General features: G+C 73.2%; 17 protein-coding genes. 6 read left to right on the forward strand and 11 right to left on the reverse strand.

Annotated features, from left to right (window positions below; genetic code table 11):
• The first annotated feature begins 59 nt into the window (after positions 1-59).
• Complete coding sequence (gene glpK, locus IF04_RS0103395; RefSeq protein WP_030250580.1) at positions 60-1,589, forward strand: glycerol kinase GlpK; 1,530 nt, start codon at positions 60-62, stop codon at positions 1,587-1,589.
• A 195-nt stretch (positions 1,590-1,784) separates the two neighbouring features.
• On the opposite strand, the gene IF04_RS0103400 is transcribed toward glpK, so the two are convergent.
• Positions 1,785-2,393 (reverse strand): GTP-binding protein, encoded by a 609-nt coding sequence (locus IF04_RS0103400; protein ID WP_030250582.1) that lies wholly within the window; start codon positions 2,391-2,393, stop codon positions 1,785-1,787.
• 371 nt (positions 2,394-2,764) lie between these two features.
• On the opposite strand from IF04_RS0103400, the gene IF04_RS0103405 reads away from it, so the two are divergent.
• Complete coding sequence (locus IF04_RS0103405) at positions 2,765-3,559, forward strand: GntR family transcriptional regulator (RefSeq protein WP_051830657.1); 795 nt, start codon at positions 2,765-2,767, stop codon at positions 3,557-3,559.
• Positions 3,559-4,332, forward strand: coding sequence for a sulfite exporter TauE/SafE family protein (locus IF04_RS0103410; RefSeq protein WP_030250587.1), 774 nt, complete (start codon positions 3,559-3,561; stop codon positions 4,330-4,332). Before IF04_RS0103405 ends, IF04_RS0103410 begins: the two co-directional genes overlap by 1 nt.
• 85 nt (positions 4,333-4,417) lie before the next feature.
• On the opposite strand, the gene IF04_RS0103415 is transcribed toward IF04_RS0103410, so the two are convergent.
• Genes IF04_RS0103415 through IF04_RS0103425 form a run of 3 tightly spaced genes read right to left on the reverse strand, consistent with a single transcriptional unit; the run spans position 4,418 to position 7,930 of the window.
• A complete protein-coding gene (locus tag IF04_RS0103415; protein ID WP_030250590.1) occupies positions 4,418-4,828 on the reverse strand; it encodes a DUF742 domain-containing protein in 411 nt (136 codons plus the stop codon).
• 19 nt (positions 4,829-4,847) lie between these two features.
• Positions 4,848-5,282 carry a roadblock/LC7 domain-containing protein gene (locus tag IF04_RS0103420; RefSeq protein ID WP_030250594.1) on the reverse strand — a complete coding sequence of 145 codons (435 nt, stop codon included), beginning with the start codon at positions 5,280-5,282 and terminating at the stop codon, positions 4,848-4,850.
• A complete protein-coding gene (locus IF04_RS0103425) occupies positions 5,279-7,930 on the reverse strand; it encodes a nitrate- and nitrite sensing domain-containing protein (protein ID WP_030250597.1) in 2,652 nt (883 codons plus the stop codon). Before IF04_RS0103425 ends, IF04_RS0103420 begins: the two co-directional genes overlap by 4 nt.
• 370 nt (positions 7,931-8,300) lie before the next feature.
• Here IF04_RS0103425 and IF04_RS0103430 point away from each other — a divergent pair, with 370 nt between their 5' ends.
• The 3 genes from IF04_RS0103430 (at position 8,301) to IF04_RS0103440 (ending at position 11,031) form a co-directional block, all read left to right on the forward strand.
• A complete protein-coding gene (locus IF04_RS0103430) occupies positions 8,301-8,657 on the forward strand; it encodes a hypothetical protein (protein ID WP_030250600.1) in 357 nt (118 codons plus the stop codon).
• Positions 8,658-8,917: 260 nt separating this feature from the next.
• A complete protein-coding gene (locus IF04_RS0103435) occupies positions 8,918-9,736 on the forward strand; it encodes an IclR family transcriptional regulator (protein WP_030250603.1) in 819 nt (272 codons plus the stop codon).
• A 209-nt stretch (positions 9,737-9,945) separates the two neighbouring features.
• A complete protein-coding gene (locus IF04_RS0103440; protein ID WP_030250607.1) occupies positions 9,946-11,031 on the forward strand; it encodes an S-(hydroxymethyl)mycothiol dehydrogenase in 1,086 nt (361 codons plus the stop codon).
• 27 nt (positions 11,032-11,058) lie between these two features.
• Here IF04_RS0103440 and IF04_RS0103445 read toward each other — a convergent pair whose 3' ends face one another.
• The 7 genes from IF04_RS0103445 to IF04_RS0103475 all read right to left on the reverse strand — a co-directional run bounded on the left by IF04_RS0103445 (position 11,059) and on the right by IF04_RS0103475 (position 22,183).
• Entirely contained in the window at positions 11,059-16,296 is a 5,238-nt protein-coding gene (locus IF04_RS0103445; protein WP_030250610.1) for a coiled-coil domain-containing protein, read from the reverse strand.
• 85 nt (positions 16,297-16,381) lie between these two features.
• Positions 16,382-17,317: a hypothetical protein gene (locus IF04_RS0103450; protein WP_030250613.1), complete on the reverse strand. Its 936-nt coding sequence runs from the start codon at positions 17,315-17,317 to the stop codon at positions 16,382-16,384.
• Between the two features lie 103 nt (positions 17,318-17,420).
• A complete protein-coding gene (locus tag IF04_RS0103455) occupies positions 17,421-18,944 on the reverse strand; it encodes a hypothetical protein (RefSeq protein WP_030250615.1) in 1,524 nt (507 codons plus the stop codon).
• A gap of 56 nt (positions 18,945-19,000) precedes the next feature.
• Positions 19,001-19,645, reverse strand: a complete 645-nt coding sequence (gene pcp / locus IF04_RS0103460) for a pyroglutamyl-peptidase I (protein ID WP_030250618.1) — start codon at positions 19,643-19,645, stop codon at positions 19,001-19,003.
• Positions 19,646-19,697: 52 nt separating this feature from the next.
• On the reverse strand, positions 19,698-20,666 hold the full coding sequence (locus IF04_RS0103465) for a DUF979 domain-containing protein (RefSeq protein WP_030250621.1): 969 nt from the start codon (positions 20,664-20,666) through the stop codon (positions 19,698-19,700).
• On the reverse strand, positions 20,663-21,370 hold the full coding sequence (locus IF04_RS0103470) for a DUF969 domain-containing protein (RefSeq protein WP_030250626.1): 708 nt from the start codon (positions 21,368-21,370) through the stop codon (positions 20,663-20,665). The genes IF04_RS0103465 and IF04_RS0103470 overlap by 4 nt, the downstream gene beginning before the upstream one ends.
• A 99-nt stretch (positions 21,371-21,469) precedes the next feature.
• On the reverse strand, positions 21,470-22,183 hold the full coding sequence (locus tag IF04_RS0103475) for a GntR family transcriptional regulator (protein WP_030250628.1): 714 nt from the start codon (positions 22,181-22,183) through the stop codon (positions 21,470-21,472).
• Positions 22,184-22,246 lie beyond the last annotated feature (63 nt).

Below are 22,246 nucleotides of genomic sequence, written 5' to 3' on the forward strand. Positions count from 1 at the left end.
AGCCTTGCGCTGCGGGCACCACCGCTCGCCGACTGCGGTCATCCGACTGAGGAGACGCCATGACGGACAGCACGGACAGTACGCAGAAGTACGTCGCCGCGATCGACCAGGGCACCACCTCCAGCCGCTGCATCATCTTCGACCAGGACGGCGCGATCGTCGCCGTCGACCAGCGTGAGCACCGGCAGATCTTCCCCAAGCCCGGCTGGGTGGAGCACGACGCGACCGAGATCTGGTCCAAGGTGCAGGCCGTCGTGGCGGGCGCGCTCGCGGGCGCCGGGCTGCGCGCCGACCAGCTCAGCGCGCTCGGCATCACCAACCAGCGGGAGACCACGGTCCTGTGGGACCGCAGGACGGGCAAGCCCGTGCACAACGCGATCGTCTGGCAGGACACCAGGACGGCGGCGCTCTGCAACGAACTGGGTGGCGCGGACGGCCAGGACCGGTTCCGTGAGGCCACGGGCCTGCCGCTGGCCAGCTACTTCTCCGGGCCGAAGGCGGCCTGGCTGCTGGAGAACGTGCCGGGGCTGCGGTCGCGCGCGGAGGCCGGCGAGATCGCGTTCGGCACCATCGACTCCTGGCTGATCTGGAACCTCACCGGCGGCACGGACGGTGGGGTGCACGTCACGGACGTGACCAACGCCGGCCGGACGATGCTGATGAACCTGGCCACCCTTCAGTGGGACCCCGCGATCCTCTCGGCGATGGGCATCCCCGAGGCGATGCTGCCGGAGATCCGGTCGTCGGCGGAGGTGTACGGCACGGCCGTCGGCCAGCTGGCGGGCGTGCCGGTGGCGTCGGCGCTGGGCGACCAGCAGGCCGCGGTGTTCGGCCAGACCTGCTACGGCGTCGGCGAGGCCAAGAACACGTACGGCACCGGATCGTTCCTGCTGCTGAACACCGGCAACCGGCCCGTGCCCTCCAAGAGCGGGCTGCTGACCACGATGGGGTACCAGCTGGGCGGCGAGGCCCCGGTGTACTGCCTGGAGGGGTCGATCGCCATCACCGGCGCGCTGGTGCAGTGGTTCCGCGACCAGCTGGGGATCATCAGCTCCGCCGACGAGATCGAGACGCTGGCGGCGAGCGTGGACGACAACGGCGGTGCGTACATCGTCCCGGCGTTCTCCGGACTGTACGCGCCGTACTGGCGCTCCGACGCGCGCGGTGTGGTCACCGGCCTGACCCGCTACGTCACCAAGGCGCACCTGGCACGTGCCGTGCTGGAGGCGACCAGCTGGCAGACGCGCGAGGTGGTGGACGCGATGTACCAGGACTCCGGCGTGCAGATCACGACGCTGAAGGTGGACGGCGGGATGACCGCCAACAATCTGCTGATGCAGCACCAGGCGGACGTGCTGGGCGTGCCGGTGATCCGCCCGGTGGTCGCGGAGACCACCTGCCTGGGCGCGGCGTACGCGGCGGGACTGGCCACCGGCGTGTGGCAGGACCTGGACGAGCTGAGGGCGCACTGGAAGCGGGACGCGGAGTGGTCGCCGCGGATGCCGGGCGAGGTCCGGGAGCGGGAGTACGCGCAGTGGCGGAAGGCGGTGGAGCGCAGCTTCGGCTGGCTGGACGAGAACGGCGAATAGGGCGCCGGCGAGCAGGACGGCGAACAGGACGTCCTGCGGGGGGCCGTGGACACGCTGTACAGGCCCTTGTGCAGGGTCGTCGCGGCCCGTACTCCGGACGGCGGGGTACGGGCCGCGCGGCGTGTTCCGGCGGGCCTCAGCGCGCCGCACGGGGCCGTCGGGCGGGTCAGGGCCGCACCGGGCCCGCCGCACGGGTCAGGACAGCGCCGGCTCGCGCTGTTCCTCGCTCATGCGCAGCGCGTGCTGCACGACCTCGACGAGGACGTCGCGCGCGGAGCCCTTCTCGCGTGCGTCGCAGTACACGACGCTGACGTCCGGGTCCAGGTCCAGCGCGTCGCGGACGGTCTCGGCGGGGTAGCGCTCGGCGCCCTCGAAGCAGTTGACCGCGACGGTGAAGGGGATGCCGCGGCGCTCGAAGTAGTCGATCGCGGCGAAGGAGTCCTCCAGGCGGCGGGTGTCGGCGAGTACCACCGCGCCCAGCGCGCCGGTGGACAGCTCGTCCCACAGGAACCAGAAGCGGTCCTGGCCCGGTGTGCCGAAGAGGTAGAGCACCAGGTCCTCGCGGAGGGTGATCCGCCCGAAGTCCATGGCGACGGTGGTGGTGTGCTTGGCCTCGACGCCCGCGGTGTCGTCGACGGGCCGGCCCGCCTCGCTCAGCTGCTCTTCCGTGCGCAGCGGCTTGATCTCGCTCACCGCGCCGACCAGCGTCGTCTTGCCGACGCCGAAGCCGCCCGCGACCAGGATCTTGAGCGTGACCGGCTCGACGGCTTTCTTGCGGCGTCGCTCAGCGCGCCCGAAGACCATTGACCGCTTCCTCCGTTTTCGGTGCTGCCGCGTCAGCGACGGACCGGCGCACCGTGGCTGATGACAAGTGATGGGGTACGACAACTCCCGGGTAGGAGTGGATCGTTCCGCACCGACTGTACCGACGGCAAGCCCCGCGTCCGGCACCGCCCCTGGCTGATGTGCTCATGATCACTGAGCGTACGGGGAGCCGCGTACGGGCGCTTCTGCCCTGCGAACCGGCCCGGCATGCCCACCAAATCTGCTGGTCAGTCGTTTACGCAGGTCAGCTTGGGTGGCGTAACTCCGGCGTAACGCCCGGAGAGTACCGTCGACGGCTTCGGAGAGCGCTGCAGCGCACGGAACGGGGACGGCGCGGAAGGGAGTCGGTCATGCGGGAGACGGCACCACCGGGCACGGAGGGCGGGGACGACGGGCCCTGGGTGTCCTCCCGGCCCCGGGCCGAGCGCGCCCGGCAGCTGGCCGACGTGCTCCGGCAGCGGATCACCAGCGGCGCGTACGAGGACGGCGTGCTGCCCGGAGAGCGCGAGTTGGGCGCGCACCTCGGGGCGTCGCGCAACGCCGTACGGGAGGCGCTCGCGCTGCTGCGCAATGAGGGGCTGATCACCCGTAAGCAGGGCGTGGGCACGACAGTCGTGATGCCCAAGTACGGCCACGGGCTGGACCGGCTGGCGGGCCTGGCGGAGACGCTGAACGGGCACGGCGCGGTCACCAACGAGGTACGCGCGGCCCGCCCCGTGCCGGCTCCCCCGGCGGCCATCGTGGAGCGGCTGGGGCTGGCTCCCGGGGAGGGCGCGGTGCACATCGAACGGCTGCGCCGGCTGGGCGGCCTCCCGCTGTCCCTGGACACCACCTACCTCACCGCCGACATCGGGACGCCGCTGCTCCGCTGCGACCTGGCGCACCGCGACCTGTTCGCGCTCATCGAGGAGACCTCCGGGCAGCGCCTGGGCCGGGCCGAGGTGTCGGTGCACGCGGTCAACGCGGGGCCGGACACCGCGGCGCTACTGGGCGTGGAGGCGGGCGCCGCGGTCTTCGCCATCGAACGGCTCACGCATCTCGCCGACGGCCGCCCCGTGGACGCCGAGTCGCTGCACATCAGGGCGGACCGGCTGGCACTGCACGCCACGTTGCACCGCGGTCCGGCCGCCCCGAAGGAGGCGTGATGACCGGCCTGGCGCCCGACACCACGACGCTGGTCCTGCTGGCGCTCTTCGGGCTGGCGGCCGGGGTCGGCATCACGGCCGTGGGCCCCGGAGGAGTACTCGCGACCGTCGGCCTGTTCGTCCTCACGGACCTCTCCCCCGCCCAGGTCGCGGGCACCGCCATCGTCACGCACATCGCCACCGGGATGCTCGGCACGGCCGCGTATGTGCGCTCCGGTGAACTGCGGGAGCCGCGCACGCGGCGCACGGCAGGGGTGCTGGCGGGCGCCGCGGTGCTCGGCACCCCGCTCGGCGTACTGGCCAACACCCTCGTCTCCGGGCGCGCCTTCGGGCTGCTGCTGGGCGCCTTCGTGGCGCTCGTCGGGGTACTGGTGTGGTACCGCGAGCGACGCGCCGCGCCTACGGGGGCCGCGTTCCCCTCGCCCGGGGTGACGGCACTGCTCGGCTTCGGGGTGGCGGTGGCGAGCGGGGTGTTCGGGGTCGGCGGGCCGATGCTGACCGTGCCGCTGCTGGTCGCGCTGCGGATGCCGGTACTGGCCGCGCTGGCCGTCGCGCAGGTCCAGTCGGTGGTGATCGCCACCGTGGGGACGCTCGGCTATGTGGCGCACGGCGCGGTGGACTGGCCGCTGGCGGCGCTCGTCGGCGTACCGGAGCTCGCGGGCGTGCTGATCGGCTGGCGCATCGCCCGCGCGCTCCCCTCACGCACCCTCAAGACCGGCCTCGTACTGGCCCTGTTCGCACTGGCGCCTTACTTGGCGCTGTACGGGGGCTGAGGACGCGGGCTCTGTAGGAGCGGCGCCCCTTTACGGGAGCTGCGAACACTGCTCCCGTATGGCGGCGCAGGCTCTCGAAGCGCTCTTACAGAGCGCGCAGGCCGTTGATGACCTCGCGCAGGATGTCCTCGTCCGGGAGTTCGGCGGGCGGTACGGGGCGGGTGACCCGGACCAGTTCCGCGTCGAGCAGGTCGCCGATGAACACCCGGACCACGCCCACCGGAAGGTCCAGTTCGGCGGCCAGTTCGGCCACGGAGAGCGGGGCCTCCCGGGTGAGGTCGACGATGTCGAGGTGTTCCGGTGACAGGGACTGGTCGGTGACCGGTTCGTCGGCACGGCTCTCCGCGATCACCTGCGCGATCAGGTCGAGCTTGGCGACAGCCGCGCTGGCGGTGCGGCCGCGGGTCATGGCGTACGGACGGACGACCGGGCCGGCCTCGTCGTCGAACCACCGGGCCGGGCCCGCTCCGGACCCGGCCTGATCTTTTCGGTTCATGCGGTCACCGTCGTCATCCTCAACTGGGCCCACCGGTCCTGGGAGCCGTACCCAGGTGCGTGCCCACCCGCTTGACCAGCAGCGTCATCTCATACGCGATCAGACCGACGTCGGAGTCGGCATCGGCGAGCACGGCCAGGCAGCTGCCGTCGCCGGCGGCGCTCACGAAGAGGAACGCCTCGTCCAGCTCGACCATGGTCTGCCGCACCTGGCCCGCGTCGAAATGCCGGCCGACGCCCTTGGCCAGGCTGTGGAACCCGGAGGCGACCGCGGCGAGGTGCTCGGCGTCCTCCCGGGGCAGGTCGGCGGAGGCGCCGGTGGCCAGGCCGTCGCTGGAGAGGATGAGCGCCTCGCGGATGGAGCCCACCCGGCCGACCAGCTCGTCGAGCAGCCAGCCCAGTTCGCCCGAGCCCTTTCCTGCGGTTCCGGCTGCTGTTGCCTTCGGTGCGGTCATCGACCGTCCCCTCCCATGTTCTTTCTCGGTGCTGTGGCGCTGCCGTCTTCGCCGGATTCGCGCCGGCCGCGCTGCCAGCCGCGCTGGAGCGAGGCCATGCGGGACCGTACGTCCTCGGCGTCGCGGTCGGCCGCGGGGTCCGCGGCCTCGGTCGCCGCGCCGGACGGCCGGCCGGACGACGTCTTGAGCTGGGGGGCGAGGCTGGCCTGCCGCACCCGCCGGGGCAGCCCGGGCACGGTCCGCGCGGGCTTCGCCTCTTGGCCGGACGGTGCCTCCGCGGCGGGCGATGTCTCCGCGGCGGACGGGGCCTTGTCGGTGGACGGGGCCTTGTCCGCGGACGGGGCCGCCTCTACGGGCCGCTCGTCGCCACGCGCGCCCGGCCGTTCCTCGCCCTCCACCGGCCGGCCGTGGTCCCTGACCAGGACCGGCGAGCGGCGGCGGCGCGGCAGCGGCGCGGGGCCGCCGCCCGGGGACGGCTCGCCGGCCGGCTGGTGCTCCACGCGCTCGGCGGGCACCGGGCCGGTCGGCAGCGCGGGGCGGCCCTCCTCGGTACGGCGCTGTCTACGGGGGCCGCGGAAGACGCTCTCGTCCTCCTCGGAAGCCCGCTCCGCAGCGTCCGGTGCGCCGCGCTCCGGCAGCGGCACCGGCACCTGGGCGAGCGCCGCCAGCGCCCCGCCGCGTGCCGCGTCGGCCGCCGCACGACGCAGCGTCGTACCGGTGTCCTCGTCGCGGCCGCCCTCCGTGCGCCCGCCGGGGCTCTCGGTCAGCAGCGTGCCGGGGATGAAGACGACCGCGGTGGTCCCGCCGAACGGAGAGGGCTGCAGCGAGACGCGTACGCCCTGCCGCTGGGCCAGCCGGCTGACCACGAACAGGCCGAGCCGGTCGGTGTCGGACAGCTCGAACTCGGGGGTCTCGGCGAGCCGGAGGTTGGCGTCCAGGAGCGCGTCGGGCGCCATGCCCAGGCCCCGGTCGTGGATCTCCAGGGTGAAGCCGTTGGCGACCCGCTCGCCGACCACCTGCACCGCCGTGTGCGGCGGCGAGAACACGGTGGCGTTCTCCAGGAGTTCGGCGATGAGGTGGGTGAGATCGGAGACGGCCGGGCCCTCCACCGCGAGCCGCGGCAGCCGGCGCACCTCGATGCGCTCGTAGTCCTCGACCTCGGAGACCGCGGCCCGTACGACGTCCATGAGCTGGATGGGCTTGCGCCACTGCCGGGACGGCGCGGCGCCGGAGAGGATGACCAGGCCCTCGGCGTGCCGCCGCATACGGGTGGTGAGGTGGTCCAGGCGGAAGAGGTCGGCCAGCTCGTCAGTGTCCTCCGTGCGGCGCTCCATGGCGTCCAGGAGGGTGAGCTGACGGTGCAGCAGGACCTGGCTGCGACGGGCGAGGTTCACAAAGACCTCGGAGACGCCGCGGCGCATGTCGGCCTGCTTGACGGCGGCCTCGACCGCGGCCCGCTGGAGGGTGTGCAGCGCCTGGGCGACCTGGCCCATCTCGTCCTGGGTGAACTCCAGCCGCGGCGCCTCGGTTTCCACGTCGACCTGTTCGCCCGCGGCGAGGCGGCGCATGACGCTGGGCAGCCGTACGCCGGACACCTCGTGCGCGTCCTTGCGGAGCCGGCCGAGGTCCTTCACGTGCCGGCGGCCGAGCCGGAAGGAGACGATGATCGAGGCGAGCAGGGCGACGAAGCCGAGGACGCCGGCGAACGCGGCCTTGACGAGTACGGTCATCGCGGCGGGCTGCACCCGGTCCCCGAGGCGGTCGCCCGCGGCCCTGTCCATCCGGTCCAGGTCGCCGAGGACCTTTTGCGCGGTGGCGTGCCAGCGTTCGGCGTTGATGGCTCCGGTGGCGCCGGACGGCCCCGCCGCGATCACCGCGTCCTCGAAGGACTCCAGTTCGCGCGGCTTGTCGCCGTTCCAGTAGTCCTCGAACACGGCACGTTCGGAGGCGGGCAGCGCGCTGAGGCTCGTCTCGTACAGGACCTTGCGCTCGGCCACCCGGTCGGAGAAGTCCCGCAGTTCACGCTGCGACATCGAGCCGGACACCAGCGCGGCACTGAGCACCGCGTCCTCGCGCGAGAGCGCCTCGCGCCCGCGGGTGAGCGCCACCAGCGCGGCGCCCTGCTTGGAGATGTTCGCGTCGGGCAGGAAGTGCATGCTGCCCAGGAAGACGTAGCAGGGGTCGACCAGGGCGTTGTACCGGTCGAACGCCTCGCGGCGGGTAAGGGTGTTGTTCTCCACCTGGTCGCGCAGCTCGTCCAGGCGCGAGAAGCCCTCGACGGCGGTCTGCAGCCGCGGGCCCGCGCTGCCGAGGAGATCCTCGCGCACGTCGGAGCCCTGGGCGTTGGCGCGCAGCCGGGCCACGGCCCGGTCGGTGGCGAGCGTCTGCCGGCGCAGGTCGGTCAACGAGCCCGCGATCCGCGGGTCGGCGAGGTAGACCAGAGTGGCGCGACGTTCCTTCTGCAGGGCCTGTACCGCTTCCTCGGTCGGGTAGCCGACCTTGTCGACGACGACCGCGACCTTCAGCAACTGGCGCGCCTCGGTGCCGGTGACGTACGTGGCGAAGGCCCACATGGCGGTCAGGGACACCAGAGGTACGAGCAGCAACGCCACGATCTTCCGGCGGATGGACTTCCCGCGAAAGCGCATGGCCTCCCCTAGTCAACCCCGGCGCGCGGGGGTGGTGTTCCGTCAACAAACGGCGCGAGCCTACTACTGTCGGGGGGTCAACTCGAAGAGCTGTCCGACGGACTGGCCCGCAGGTCAGGGCCGGATGGCCGCCCTTGTCAGGCGATTCCCGGACAACACGCCCGTCCGTGTGGTCTCCGCCACCCCACTCGCACCCTCTTCCGGGCCACGACTGTTGGCCGGAAAGAACCGCCCCCGCTGTCCACACGGCATCAGCGGTGGGCGACCATGAGTCCCGGGGGACGGCGCACGGCGGCATGTACCGGAGGAAATCCGGGCAGTCACCGAACAGCCGGGCAGGCGGGGAAAGTACGGGGAGAGTGACGGCTTCATGGAGTTCGGCAGAGACGGCACGCTGTGGCAGGAGGAGCCGTCGGCCCGCCCCCGTATGCCCGATCCGGTGCGTACCGCCGCGGTGCGGGCCGTCATCATCGTGGCGGTGACGCTCGTCCAGGCCATGGTGGCCTTCCTCAGTACGCTCGCGGGGTCCTGGCTCGCCTTCCCCGCGGTGCTCAGCACGGTCGCCTCGACCATCGTCGCGACCTGGGGCGTACTGGACGTCTGGGTGACCCGGCAGGTGTGGATCCAGCGGCACGGCGTGGAGTCGCGCCCGAGCAGCACGGCCAGGGAGCGGCGCCGGGAGCGACGGCGCGCGCGCCGGCGGGCACGGCGCTCGGCCGCCGCCTGACCGGTATTCGGCCGCCGTCCGACCGGTAATCGAGCACCTCGCGGGTCGGCCCCGAGCGCCCTTCCGGAGGACCGGACTCCGAAAAGCTGCGACCAGCATCTGGTCCCCTTGGCGCCGATCGGTATGATGGCGTTGCCTATCACGCATCGCACCGCGCGATGCGCAACAACAGGACGCGCAGCAGACCGAGATCGGGAGCGGATCACGACAGGCTCCACGACGACTGGCCTCAGGGCCAACGGGCGGTGACGCACAGACCCATGCCGAAGACGACCGACACGAGCGCCAACGAGACCATCGAGGAAACCGGCGACAGCACACGCGGCGGTGCCGGCTCCGTCCAGTCCGTGGACCGGGCGGTGAGCGTGCTGGAGATCCTCGCCCGGCTGGGCGAGGCGAAAGTGACCGAGCTGGCCGAGGAGTTGGGCGTCCACAAGTCCACCGCCTTCCGCATCCTCGGCGTCCTGGAGAACCGCGGGCTGGTGGAACAGGAGGGCGAGCGCGGCAAGTACTTCCTGGGTGCCGGCGTGCTCCGGCTGGCGGGCGCCGCCGCGATCCGGCTGGACATCTCGCAGGAGGGCGCCCCCGTATGCCGCGCGCTGGCCGAGGACACCGGCGAGACCGCCAACATCGCGGTACTGGACGGCGACGCGGCGGTCAACATCATGCAGGCGCGCGGCGGGGCCGCGGTCACCGCGTACAACTGGCTGGGCCGGCGCACCCCTTTGCACGCCACCGCGAGCGGCAAGGTGCTGCTCGCACATCTGCCGCGGGAGCGCCGCGACAACCTGCTGACCCGCTCGCTGCCCCGCTTCACCGAGCACACCCTCACCGCCGCGCCCCTGCGCGCGCAGCTCGCCGAGGCGCTGGAGCTCGGTTACGCCTGCACGGCCGAGGAGTTGGAGATCGGCCTGAACGCCGTGGCCGCGCCGGTACGGGCGCACGACGGCGCGGTGATCGGCGCGATCGGCGTGTCCGGCCCGGCGTACCGCATGGAGCGCGAGCTGCTCCCGGAGCTCGCCGAGCGGGCCGCGAAGGCGGCGGCCGATCTCTCCCGCGCCATGGGCTTCGCGGCCTGAGAAACGGGCGGCCGAACGGGCCGGGAAACGGGCTGAACAGCAGTCGCAGAATCGGACGGAAAATCGGGCTGCGCGCGGACGTCGAACCCCCTTGACGGATCGCCGCGCAAATCCCAGCATGTCTCCTATGGTGCAACAGGCCGCACGATAGGCAACAAGTACCGGCACCTACCCTCCGCCGCCCGCAGGCGCTGTCGAGGAGTGAAGACATGCCGCACGAAGCCCGCGCCGTCATCGCCGTGAAGAAGGGGGCGCCGGTCGAGGTCCTGCCGGTCCTGGTGCCCGACCCGGGCCCGGGGGAAGTGCTCGTACAGATCCAGGCGTGCGGCGTGTGCCCCACCGACCTGCGCCATCGGGACGGCGTCGCCGGTGAGGACTTCCCCTACCTGCTCGGCCACGAGGCGGCCGGCATCGTCGAGGCGACCGGCCCGGGCTGCGGCGAACTCGCCCCCGGCGACTACGTGGTGCTCGCCTGGCGGGCCCCCTGCGGCACCTGCCGCTCCTGCCGCCGCGGCCGCCCCTGGTACTGCTTCGACTCCCGTACCGCGCAGGGCACGCCGACCCTGCTCGACGGCACCCCGCTCACCCCCGCCCTCGGCATCGGCGCCTTCGCCGAAAAGGCGCTGGTCCACGCGCGCCAGGCGGTGAAGGTCGACCCGTCGGCCCGCCCCGAGGCCGCCGGGCTGATCGGCTGCGGGGTGATGGCCGGGTACGGCGCGGCGGTCTACACCGGCCGGGTGAGCAACGGGGACACCGTGGCCGTCATCGGCTGTGGCGGCGTGGGCAACGCCGCGATCGCCGGCGCCTCACTGGCCGGCGCCCGCCGGGTGATCGCGGTGGACGTGGACGCCCGCAAGCTGGACGCCGCCGAACGCTTCGGCGCCACCGACACCGTCAACTCCCGCTGGACCGACCCCGTGACGGCGGTCCGCACGCTGACCGGCGGCCACGGCACGGACGTCACGATCGACGCGGTCGGCACCCCGGAGACCTTCCGCCAGGCCCTCGACATGCGCGACCTGGCCGGCGTCCTGGTCCAGGCCGGCATCCCCGACAGCGACCAGCACATCGACCTCCCGCTGCACGACCTCTTCTCCCGCGGCGGCGCCCTCAAGACATCCTGGTACGGCGACTGCCTCCCCACCCGCGACTTCCCCGTCCTGATCGACCTCCACCTCCGCGGCAAACTCGACCTGGAAGCCTTCGTCTCGGAGACGATCCCCCTGGACGACGTGGAACACGCCTTCGGGCGGCTGCAACGGGGGGATGTGCTGCGGTCGGTGGCGGTGTTGTGAGGCGCCGCCACCGACACCGCCACCGGGCTACTCCTGGCTGCCCTCCTGCCCCGGCTCCCCGTCCTCCGGCCGCTTGAACATCCGCGTCGCCGTGATCTCGCCGTGGATCGTCTCCGACTCCGGGCGCTGTTGCGGGAGGCCGGGACGGAGGTGTTCCTCGACGCTGATGTACTTCAGGCCCGCGCGCAGGTCCGCGTCGTTGCGCAGGCGGATGACCAGCGGGAACTCGGCGAGGGCCGTGGTGTCGAACAGGCCCGTCGTGTAGAGGAGCTGGACGCCCAGCGCGTCGGCGACGGCGCGCTGGAGCTCCAGGAGGTACGTGGCATTGGCGCGGCCGATGGGGTTGTCCAGGAACAGCGTGCCGGCGTGCCGCTGCTTGTCGCGGCCGCGGTCGTTGCTGCGCAGCGCGGCCATCGTGCAGTACAGCGCGATGGCCGCCGTGAGGAGCTGGCCGCCGGAGAAGACGTCGCCCATCTGCCCGACCGGGACGCGCTCGGCGCGGAGTACCGCGTCCGGCTTGAGGATCTCCACGGCGACGCCGCGCGGCTGGAGCCCCGCCGCGACGCCGCGCAGCAGCAGGGACATGCCGTCCCGGCGCAGGTCGCTGTTGCGCTTGACGGCCGCGCGGGTCGCCTCGTCGATGACCTCGCCGAGCCGCTCGGTGAGCGTGGCCTGGTCCGGGTCGTCGAAGCGGATGCGCAGGAACTCCTGGCCCGACCACTCCCCCAGCCCCTCTGGCAGCCGGGAGAGCCGCTGTGCCGAACGCAGCGTGGCCAGCGAGGACTCGACCAGGCCGCGCAGCCGGTCGACGATGCTGTCGCGGTTGCGCTCCAGCTGCGCCAGCTCGTCGGTGAGCACCCGCAGCCGGGGCGCGAAGGCTTCCGCCCACTTCGCCGCGTGATCGGGCAGCGCGGACGCGGGCAGCTCGCGGATCTGCTGCCGCGCCGGGGTCTTCACCGCTTCGTACTTGGTGGAGTTGGCGTGCCGTACGAGGATGTCGCTCGCCTCGCGGACGGCCGAATCAGCCGCCGACAGGTCGCTTGCGCAGCCGCGCAGTGAGCGGCGGGCCTCGGCGGCGGCCTGCCGGGCCTCCTCCAGGCGCCCGCGGTACGGCTCGGGCGCTTCCTGGTCCTCCTCCGGGCCGTTGTCGCGGAGGATGTCGCGCAGCATCGCGGCGGTCTCGTCGAAGCCGCCGGCCGCGTCCTCGGCGGCGCGGTGGCCGCGCAGCAGCTCGGCGTGGGTGGCGCGGGCGGTCTCCAGCGCGTCGGTGGCCGTGGCCAGTTCGGTATTCGCGCTGCGGAGCAGCTCCTTGGCGCGCTCGGCGTCGGCCGGGACCAACTCCTCGGGCAGCTCGGTGTGGGCCTCGACGCCCTCGGGCGGCGCCAGCCGCTCCGTCTCACCGCGCAGCCGGCCCAGCTGCTCACTGGCCGCGGAGGCCCGCGACTCCAGCATCGCGACCAGTTCCTCGGCGCGGGCTGCGGCGGCCTGCCGGGACGGGCCGTCGGCCGCGTCCGGGCTCTGCAGCAACTGCTCGGCGCGGGTGCGGACCTTGTTGGTGAGCCGGTCCAGTTCGTTGCGCGCGTTGCTCTCGTCGCCCTCGGCACGGGCCTGCTCGGCCCGCAGGTCGGCGCCGACGCCGACCTTCTCGTACAGCTGGGACGCCGCACGGTACGCCTCGCGCAGGGTGGGCAGCGAGGACTCCGGCGGGGCCTCCTCCTCGCCCAGGTCGTCCGGTACGCCGGCGATCTCGGCGCGCTCGGCGCGCAGCGCGCGGGCGGTGCGGCGGGCGTCGTCGGCGGCGCGCTGGGCGGCGCGGCGGTCCTCGTCGGCGGCGCGCGCCCGGTCGACGCACTCCTCGGCGCGCGCCTCGTACTCCGCGCCCTCATCGGCCAGTTCGCGCAGCTTGGTCTGCCAGGCGGCACGCTCGCGGAGCCGGTAGGCGAGCCCGGCCAGCGCGTCGGCGACCCGGCGGGCGCGCTGCGCGGCCTCACCGCGCTCGTCCCGGACGCGCGCGGCCTCGGCCGCAGCCTCGTCCGCCTCGGCGCGTGCCGTACGGGACTCCGTCAGCTCCTCGGCGGCGGCGTCGGCCGTCGTACGCGTCTCCTCGGCCGCGGCCGCCAGCTCGGCGAGCCGGCCGGCCGGGCAGCCCGTGCGCCAGGAGGACAGCCGGGCGGCGAGCGCGCGGTCGGCGGAGAGCCGGGCCGCGAGCTGCCGGATCTCCTCGTCACGGGCCGCGGCGCGAGCCCGCAGCGCCTGCCGCTCCTCGTCGGCGGCCGACTCGTCGTGCATCGCCGGGTTCGGCGGGACGAGGAAGACTCCGGTGTCCTGGGCGTCCGGCGACGGGGTGGGCGCGAGCAGGGCGGCCGCCGTGCCGACGGCGACGGCGGAGCGCGGCAGCAGAGCTGCCTGCGCCAGCACGTCGCGGGCGCGCGCGTGGGTGTCGGGATCGGTGATGATCACGCCGTCGACCAGCTCGGGCCGGGCGGCGAGCACGCGGGCGTGGTCGACGGGGTCGACGGCCTGGGCGAGGTAGCGCCAGCCGGGCAGGGCCGGAACGCCGTGCTCGCCCAAGTACTCGACGGCCGCCAGGACATCGGGGCCGGGCGGCAGCAGGCCGCCGTCACCGAGCGCGCCGAGGATGCGCGAGTCGTCGGCGGCGGCGGTCCGCATCTCGAACAGCTGCCGCTCGGCGGAGCTGACGCTGTCGTCGAGGAGTTCCTGCAGCGCGTCGGCGTTCCGGTCCACCTCTTCGGCGGAGAGGGGGCCGTTGGCGCCCTTGGCGCCGGTGATCCGGGGGCGGGCGGGGGCTGTGCCGGGTGCGCCGTCCTCGCCCTCGCTGTCGCTGTCGCTGTCGCCGTCGCCCTCGTCGTCGGGGCAGGCTTCGTCTTCGGGGCCGGACTCGGGGGCGCGGTCGGTACCGGCTGCGTCCGGGGTGGCGGCATCCGGCGTCTCGTCGGCGGCCTCGGCCCGCTCGTCCTCGGGCTCGTCCGCCGTGGCGGCACCGTCCGCCGCACCGGAGTCGATCCGTGCCGAGACCTCGTCCCGGGAGCCGGACTCGGCTGCGTACGTGCCACGTCCGCCTGCGGGCCGGGAGTCAGCCGCAGGGACGTCCGCCTCTTCGGACGCGCCGAGCCCCACGACGCCCGACGCCCACGACCCACCTCGTACGGACATCGCGTCCCCGGTGGCGGCGGTGGTCTCTTCAGGGGCCGCAGGGCGCGCCTCTACGGGCACGCCGCCTCCCGTGACAGGACCCGAGAAATACCCATCCTCCGGCTCGGTGTCGTCCGCGCCCTCGGCGAGCGCCGCTGCCTCGCCGTCGTCCAGCCGGACCGTCACCTTGAGCGGCGGCTGGGACTCCGCAGCGATCGGCCGACCGCCGCGCTGCCCCGGAAGGCCCGGCGCGACCGCGCCAGGGGCCGACTCCATGCCCAGCAGCTCCGCGAGCCGCGGTTCCGCGCCGATGGACTCGGCGGCGCGGCGCTCCGCGTCGTACGCGCGCTCGGCGGCGAGCGCCGCGTCCTCCGCGCGGGCCGCGGCCAGTTCGGCGCGGGACTGGCGCGCCGCGGCCTCCTTGGCGCGGTCAGCGGTCTGCCGGGCCGCCTCCCGGGCGGTGTCCCAGGACTCGACCGCGGCCTTCTCGGCGTCCGTAGCGGCGAGCGCCGCCCGCGCCGGGTCGGCGTCCGGCTCCGAGTCGTCCAGCCAGCCGGCCCGTACCGCCTCCGCCGTCTCCTGCTCGACCTCGGCCAGCCGCTGCTTGAGGTGCTCGGTCTCGCTGCGGGCGCGCTGGGCGGCGGTCGCGGCGGCGGTGGCGCCACGGTGCGCCGACTCGCCCGTCTCCTGAAGGACTGCGGACCGCTCCTCCTCCTGGTTGGCCCAGGTCTCCGCCTCCGTAGCGGCGGCGTGCAGCGCCCGTACGAGGTCGGCGGCGGCCTTGCTACGGGCGGCGAGCGCGGGCGCGGCGTCCCGCTCGGCCTCCTGGATCGCGGCGGCGACGCGCGCCGAACGGTCGGCCGCCGCGCGGTGCCGCAGTACGGTCTCGGCGGCCTGCCAGGCAGCGTGCAGCGTACGGGCGTCGTTCAGCTCGCGGCGCTGGGCCGCGGCGCCCTTCTCGGCGGCGGCCAGCGCGAGGGAGGCGTGCCGGTAGGCGATCTCGGCGGAGATCAGGGAGCGGCGCTCGCGGGCGGACTCGGCGTCGGTGACGGCGTGGGAGGCGGCGGCGACCTGCTCGGCCAGTTCGGCGGCGCGGCCGCGCTCTTCAGTGGCGCGGGCGTGCAGCCGCTCCGCGAGGTGGCGCGTGCGGCGCTCGGCCCCGGCGTGCACCTCCCGTGCGCGCTCCCGGAGTTCGGCGTTCTCGGCGATCTTCGAGAGGAGGTCGAGGGAACCGGCCGTGAAGTCGCGCTCGGCGGTCAGCTCGGCGCGGCGGCCGAGCTTGTGCGCGAAGCCGTGCACGAGGTCGGCGAGACCGTCGGTGTCGCGAGTGTCCGTGACGGCGCGCAGCAGCAGGTCGGTGAAGTCGGAGTCGTTCTTGACCGCGAAGAGGCCGGCCGCCTCGCCCTCGTCGGCGTTCATCTCGCGCTGGTACCGGAAGAGTTCGGGGTCCAGGCCCAGCTCACCCAGGTGTTCGTTCCAGCGCTCGTGGATCTCGACCCAGGCCACGTCGAGATTGGGGTAGTTCTTGCCGGCCTCTGTGAGCGCGTCGCGGAAGCCCTTCATCGTGCGGCGGCGGCCCTGCGCCCCCGAGGCGCCCTCGACGATCGGGCGGACGGCGGTGGACTCGGCCACGGGGAGCGAGTCCAGGCTCATCCCCGGGCCGGGGCGGAAGCTGTACCACGCCTCGGCGAACTTCCGCGGGTCGTTGGAGACCTGCCGGCCGCGCCACTCGCTGACCTTGCCGACCACGACGGTCTCGCCGGTGAGCGTGTGCTGCCACTCCAGCGCGACGTGGCCGCAGTCGTCGGCGAGCAGGAACTTACGCAGCACACCGGAGCTGGCGCCGCCGAGGGTGTTGCGGTGGCCGGGCAGCATGACCGAGAAGATCAGCTTGAGCAGTACGGACTTGCCGCCGCCGTTCTCCAGGAAGAGCACGCCGGCGGGGGCCGGGCGACGCGGCGGGCCGACCGGCTCCTCCTCGAAGAAGTCCGCCTGCGCCGGGGCCGGCCGGGGCACCGGCTCACCGACTCCGCGCAGGTCCAGGACCGTGTCGGCGTAGCGCGCACCGGCGGGCCCGATGGAGTAGAGGCGAACCCGGGACAGCTCGTACATAGCGGCGGACTCTCGTTGTGGTGACGGTGATCGGTGGTGACCGGCCGGCGGGCCGGCCATGGGATTCAGATGTACGGGGACGGGGTCAGCCCGAGTGGAAGGGCAGTCCCGCGTCGGCGACCAGGTCCAGGTCGTCGGTGTCCTCGGCGGGCAGCAGCGAGGCGCTGCCGTCCGCTATCGGGACCACGCCCAGCTCCAGCAGCTCGGCCATGGCGGCCGTACCCGCCATGTCGCGCACCTGGAGCTGATACCGGGCGGTGGTGCGGTACGCGCCTCCGGAGTCGTCCCCCGTGCGCTGCAGGAAGCCGGAGTCGACGAGGAAGGAGACGGCCTTGGCGATGATGCCGGTGGTCGAACCCGCCAGCCGCCGCGCGTCCTTCGTGGCGCCCGTCGAGCTGCGCCGGGCGTAGACCCGCCAGGACGCCTCCAGGCCGGGCGCGCCGCTGGTGGGGTCGGTGTTCTCGCCGGCCTCGGCGGCGCGCTCCTCCAGGCGGCGGCATGCCTGGCGGACGAAGGCGTCCACGCCGTTGACGGTGATGCGGCCGATGTAGCCGTCGTCGGCGAGGTCCTCGGGGCGCGGGAAGGCCATCGCGGCGACGGCCAGATGCGCGAGACCGTGCAGGAAGCGGTCGCCCGCGTCCGTGGAGGCACGGCGGGCGTAGTCGCCCATACGGACCGCGAAGACGGAGTCCTCGGCGGCGGTGACGGCCATTCCGGCGCGGGTGGAGACCTCCAGGACGACCAGGCCGAGCCCGGAGGCCACAGCGTCGGTGAGCCGCGCGAAGGCGGGCTCGTCCCGATAGCGCCGCAGCAGCTCGCCGTACTCGACGTCGCGGGCGGGCAGCAGCTTGGGCTGGAGGCCGAAGGAGACCAGGCGGGCGGCGTCCGCCGCGTCGGCGGGGGTGACCGACGCGGGGCCCTTGGCGGGCGGCTCCGCCTCGGGTGCGGACACACCCCAGCCGTCGCCCGCGGCGGCCGTCGGGTCCGGCCGCGCGGCGTCGTCGGCGTCGTACTCGGTCACGAATCAGGCTCCTTGCGGCTCACGGTCTCAACTCTGGTGCGCCCCTGTACGGGCCCCGCCGCGGCGGGTCCTTCGGGGCGGGCGGCGTCCACGGCTGCCGGCATCACGCCACCTCCGACCGCTCGGCCGCCATGCCGGCCGCGTCCAGCAGGGCGGTGCCCACGATCAGGTCGGCGCCGCCGAACTCCGGGTCGACCAGCTCCGTGCCGTCGTCCACGGCGAACAGCAGGTGCTCCTCGCCCTGGCGGTAGGCCGTGCCGACCGGCGGGCTGGCGGCGTGCACGGCCATCAGCGCGACCAGGTACGGCAGTTCGGGGTCCTGGCGGCGCGCTTCGGCGAGCAGTCCGGAGAGCCGGCGCGGCGCGTCCGGGGGCAGCGTGAGCAGCGCGGTCGCGGCGTCCAGCTGCTCCTCGCTGAACCGGCTGTCGTCGGGCGTGGCGATCAGGTCGGGCTCGGGCATCTCGGCGCCCAGGTGCGCGCGCTCCTGGGGCGGGCTGAGCAGCATCTCGACCAGGTCGCCGACCCGGACGGCGGTGGGCGTGCGCAGGCCGGTGCCCTTGGCGAAGAAGGCGTCGGTGACCCGGGTGGACTGCTCTACGGGGAGCGGCAGTACGGGGGCGACGAGCTGGCCGTACAGGTCCAGTCCGGCGTGCGCGGCGGGCGGCGCGAACGCCTGCCGGTCCTGCTCGGCGCGGAAGAGCGGGCCCGCTTCCAGGAGGCGGGACTGCAGCTGGGTGTGGCGGCGGATGCAGTCCTTGACGATGTCGACGAGCTCGGCGGCGCGCCTCTTGTGCTCGGCTCCTTCGGCCTCGTCGCGGGCGCGGCGGATGTTGGTCAGGATGGCGTTCTCGTGGCGGTACCGGTCCGCTACGTGGTCGAGCGCCTCGGTGATCATGTCGGGGACGGCACGCAGCCAGTCGACCGCGCGGACGTTGCGCCGGGTCGCGTCGAGGGTCTTGCGGAGCGTTTCGGCGTACTGCACCGTGCGGTACCGCGCCTGCTCGGCGGCGAGCTGGGCGTCGGCGAGCCGGCCGCGGCTGATGAGCACCTCGAGCTTGACCTCGGCGGCGATCTGGGCGCTGGTGACGTCCGTGTCCAGCGCGCCCACCAGGACGTTGACCGCTTCGTCGGTGGTGCGGAGGTAGACCGTTCCGCCGGGGCCCGGGACCTCCTCGATGAGCTTGAAGTCGTAGTCCCTGCGGACGTAGTCACCCTCGGCGGAGAACGTGCCGTAGACCGCGCGGAAGCCGCGGTCCACGCTGCCCACGTTGATCAGATTCTCCAGGACCCAGCGGGCGACGCGCTCGTGCTCCGCCGCGGGGCGGCGCGGGGCCTGGGCCGCGATGCGGGGCTGCAGCCTGGCCACTATCTGTTCATGGTCGGCGCCCGTGTCGAAGTCCATGTGGAGCGTGACGAGATCGATGGCGGCGAGGGCGACCTCGGCCATGGCGTAGACGCCGTACTCCCCCGCGAGGTTGGCCTTGCGCGCGTCGAGGTCGTGCAGCGGGGCCGTGCACGCGAGCGCGCGCAGCCGCCGGGCCAGGCCCTCGTCGGCCGCCGGGCCCGGCGCGGGCCGCGTCACCCCGCTGAACTGGGACGCAGCGCTCTGGGGGGATGGAGAAGTCACGGTGAACAGATTAGGCCGTCGCACTGACAACGGACGAAACGGCACGGCCTCGCAGGTCAGTGTGTGGCGCCGCCCACAGCCTTGATGTCCTCGCTGCGCCCCGCCGCCGTGATCATGATCACGCGCAGCGCCTCGGCGACGGAGGTGACCGGGAGTGACGGCTTCCCCTTGTCGGTGACCTGCCCGGGAGCGTACGGAACGTGCACGAAACCGCCTCGCACGGCAGGCCGTTCGGTGGCGACGAGGTGCATCAGCCCGTAGAAGACGTGGTTGCAGACGAAGGTGCCGGCGGTCTGCGAGACCGAGGCGGGCAGCCCGGCCTCCCGTACGGCGGCGACGCACGCCTTGACCGGGAGCGTGGCGAAGTACGCGGCGGGGCCGTCCTCGACGATCGGTACATCAATGGGCTGCACGCCCGAATTGTCGGGGATGCGCGCGTCATCGATATTGATGGCCACCCGCTCGAGCGTGACGTCCGGACGGCCGCCGGCCTGGCCGACGCAGAGCACGACCTCGGGGTCGGCGTCCGCGACGGCACTACGGAGCGCGTCGTTCGCCGCACCGAAGACGCAGGGCAGTTCGGCGGTCGCGATCTCGCAGCCGGGCGGCGGGTCGGCCGCGACGGCCTGGACGGCCTGCCAGGAGGGGTTGACGCGCTCCCCGTCGAAGGGGGCGAATCCGGTCAGAAGTACCCGGGTCATGGAGTGTTACTCGGTTTCGGCAGGGTCCGCGTCAGAACGCGAGGACGGACGTTCAGAACGCGAAGACAGACATGATGACGATGTTGCAGCCCAGCAGCGCGAACGCGGTGGGCAGCTGGGCCTTGATGGGACCGTACTGGTCCTTCAGCTCCAGCAGCGCGGCGGGCACCACGTTGAAGTTGGCGGCCATCGGCGTGACGAGCGTGCCGCAGAAGCCGCAGAGCATGCCGATCGCGAGGATCGCCGGGGCGTTGCCGTTCGCCTGATCGACGAGGACGGGCCAGCCGACGGCGGCGGTCATGACGGGGAAGGCCGCGAAGCCGTTGCCCATGATCACCGTGAACAGGAACATCCCGACGCAGTAGACGACGACCGCGGTGACCACCGAGCCGTGCGGCAGCACCGCCTTGGTGAGGATGCCCACCTGCTTGCCGACACCGGAGACGGCGAAGATCGTGCCAAGAGTGGCGAGCAGCTGCGGCAGCAGCATCGCCCAGCCCATGGACTCCAGCATCGAGCGGCCCGCGTGCAGGGGCGCCGCGGCCTGCTTCTCGCGCAGCATGACCATGGCGAGGACGAGCGCCACGATGGCGCCGACGCCGAGCCCGAGGATGGTCTCGCTGCCCTTCTGGAGGAGCGGCGTGCCCCCGAAGGAGAGCTCGGGGACGAGGACGGCGCACACCAGGGCGACGGCGGGGATGGTCAGGGCCGGGATGAACAGCTTGCTGCCGTGCTTACGGGCGCTCGCCTGCCGCTCCTCCGTAGTGGTCGTCCGGGGCTTGCCGCGTCCGGTGAACCCGAAGGCGGCCAGGCAGATCATCACGAGGACCGCGACACCGAGGGGCTCGGCAGGTGCCGACTTGTCGACGACCCAGGAGCTGTAGACGAAGCCGGCGCCGAGCAGGCCCCAGAAGGCTGCCGTACCGAAGCGCTTGGGGTTGCTGCGGTCGGCGGCCATCTGTGCGGCCATCACCAGGAAGAGCGCGCCGACGAGCCAGTAGAACCACTCTGCCTTGATCACTTCGTGGCCTCCTGGGTGGCGAGTTCGACGCGGGCGCTGAGCAGTTCGCGTTCCAGCGTGCGGTCCATGCGCAGCAGCCGGCCGCCGTGGATGAGCAGCGCGCAGATCCCGGTCGGGATGGCCCAGAGGGCGAGCTGCAGCGGTTCGAGGTGGGTCTGGTACGTCGAGTTGGCGAAGCCGGTGATCAGGAGGATCGAGCCGACGGCGAGGAAGACGTCCTCGCCGAAGAAGAGCCCGACGTTGTCCGCGCTGGCGGTGAAGGACCGGATCTTCTCCCGGGTCTTGTCCGGCAGCGCTCCGTAGCGGCGTTCCGCCGCGCCCTCGGCCATCGGGGCGGCGAGCGGGCGCACCGTCTGCGCGGGCCCGAAGAGGTCCTTCAGGCCGAGCGCGGCGAAGCACTGGCGCAGCACGAGGTAGAGCGTGAGGAAGCGTCCGGTGGTCAGCTTCGCAAAGCGTGCGATGAGGTTGCGGGCCTGCTCCTGGAGGCCGTGGCGCTCCAGGAGACCGATGACCGGCAGCGTGATGACGAAGATCGTCACTGCCCGGCTGGAGGCGAAGCCGTCACCGAAGGCCGCGAGGACCTTCTGCGGCGACAGGCCGCCGAGGAATCCGGTGGCGATGCCCGCCACCCCCACCACCAGCAGGGGGTTGCGGCGCGTGGCGAAGCCGATGATCACCACGAGAACGCCCAGAAGAACGATCACGGGACCGCCTTTCGCACGCAGAAACCCACGGGTCTCGTGGGGATGTGCCAGGACGGTAGAGGATCGTTCTACGATCCGACAATAGGTGGGTGACTCTTGTTACCCGCCGGAAACCCGCTCGGCGACCTGCTGGGCGTACGCGCTGGACAGCTGAGCCCGGGAATCCTCCAGGTAGGACGCGAGCAGCCGCTCGGCCTGGACCACGTCGCCGCCCTGCAGCGCTTCGAGGATCTGACGGTTCCGCGTGAGGTACGGCTCGTGGAAGCGGCGCGGGTCGTCCATGACGTGGAACACCAGCCGCAGCTCCGCCAGAACGCCGCGCATCAGCTCGTCCGTGCGGGGGCTGCCGGCCAGCGCGACCAGTGCCTGATGGAAGCGGATATTGGCCGTCGAGAGGTCCTGCCAGGACCTCTCCAGCGCGGCCCGCTCCCCCGCCACCACGGCCGCCTCGACCTGGTCCAGCGCGTACGGCGGCTCGCCCAGGCCCCGGATCACGGCGCATTCGATCATCCCGCGCACCCGGTAGATGTCGCCGAGGTCGTCCACCGCGACCATCCGCACGAAGACGCCCCGGTTCAGCTCGTGCACCAGCAGCCGCTCGTGCGTGAGCAGCCGGAACGCCTCCCGCAGCGTGTTCCGCGACACCCCCAGCGCCCCGCCGATGGAGTCCTCCGACAGCCGCGCCCCGGGCGGGAAGAAACCCTCCGCGATACGGTCGCGCAGTATGTCCGCGACCCGCTCGGCGGTGCTCGTCCGCCCCAGCAGCGCCCGGTCCATCGCCAGTCCGTCCGGCTCCACGATCCGCCGGCCCATCCCCTTCGCCACCTCGCGCCTCACTTTCGTCCCCCTGGTCACCAGGACCGCGTACGACGGCCG

Origin of the sequence: Streptomyces violens (genome assembly GCF_000717745.1) — a bacterium.
GTDB classification, from domain to species: Bacteria; Actinomycetota; Actinomycetes; order Streptomycetales; family Streptomycetaceae; genus Streptomyces; species Streptomyces violens.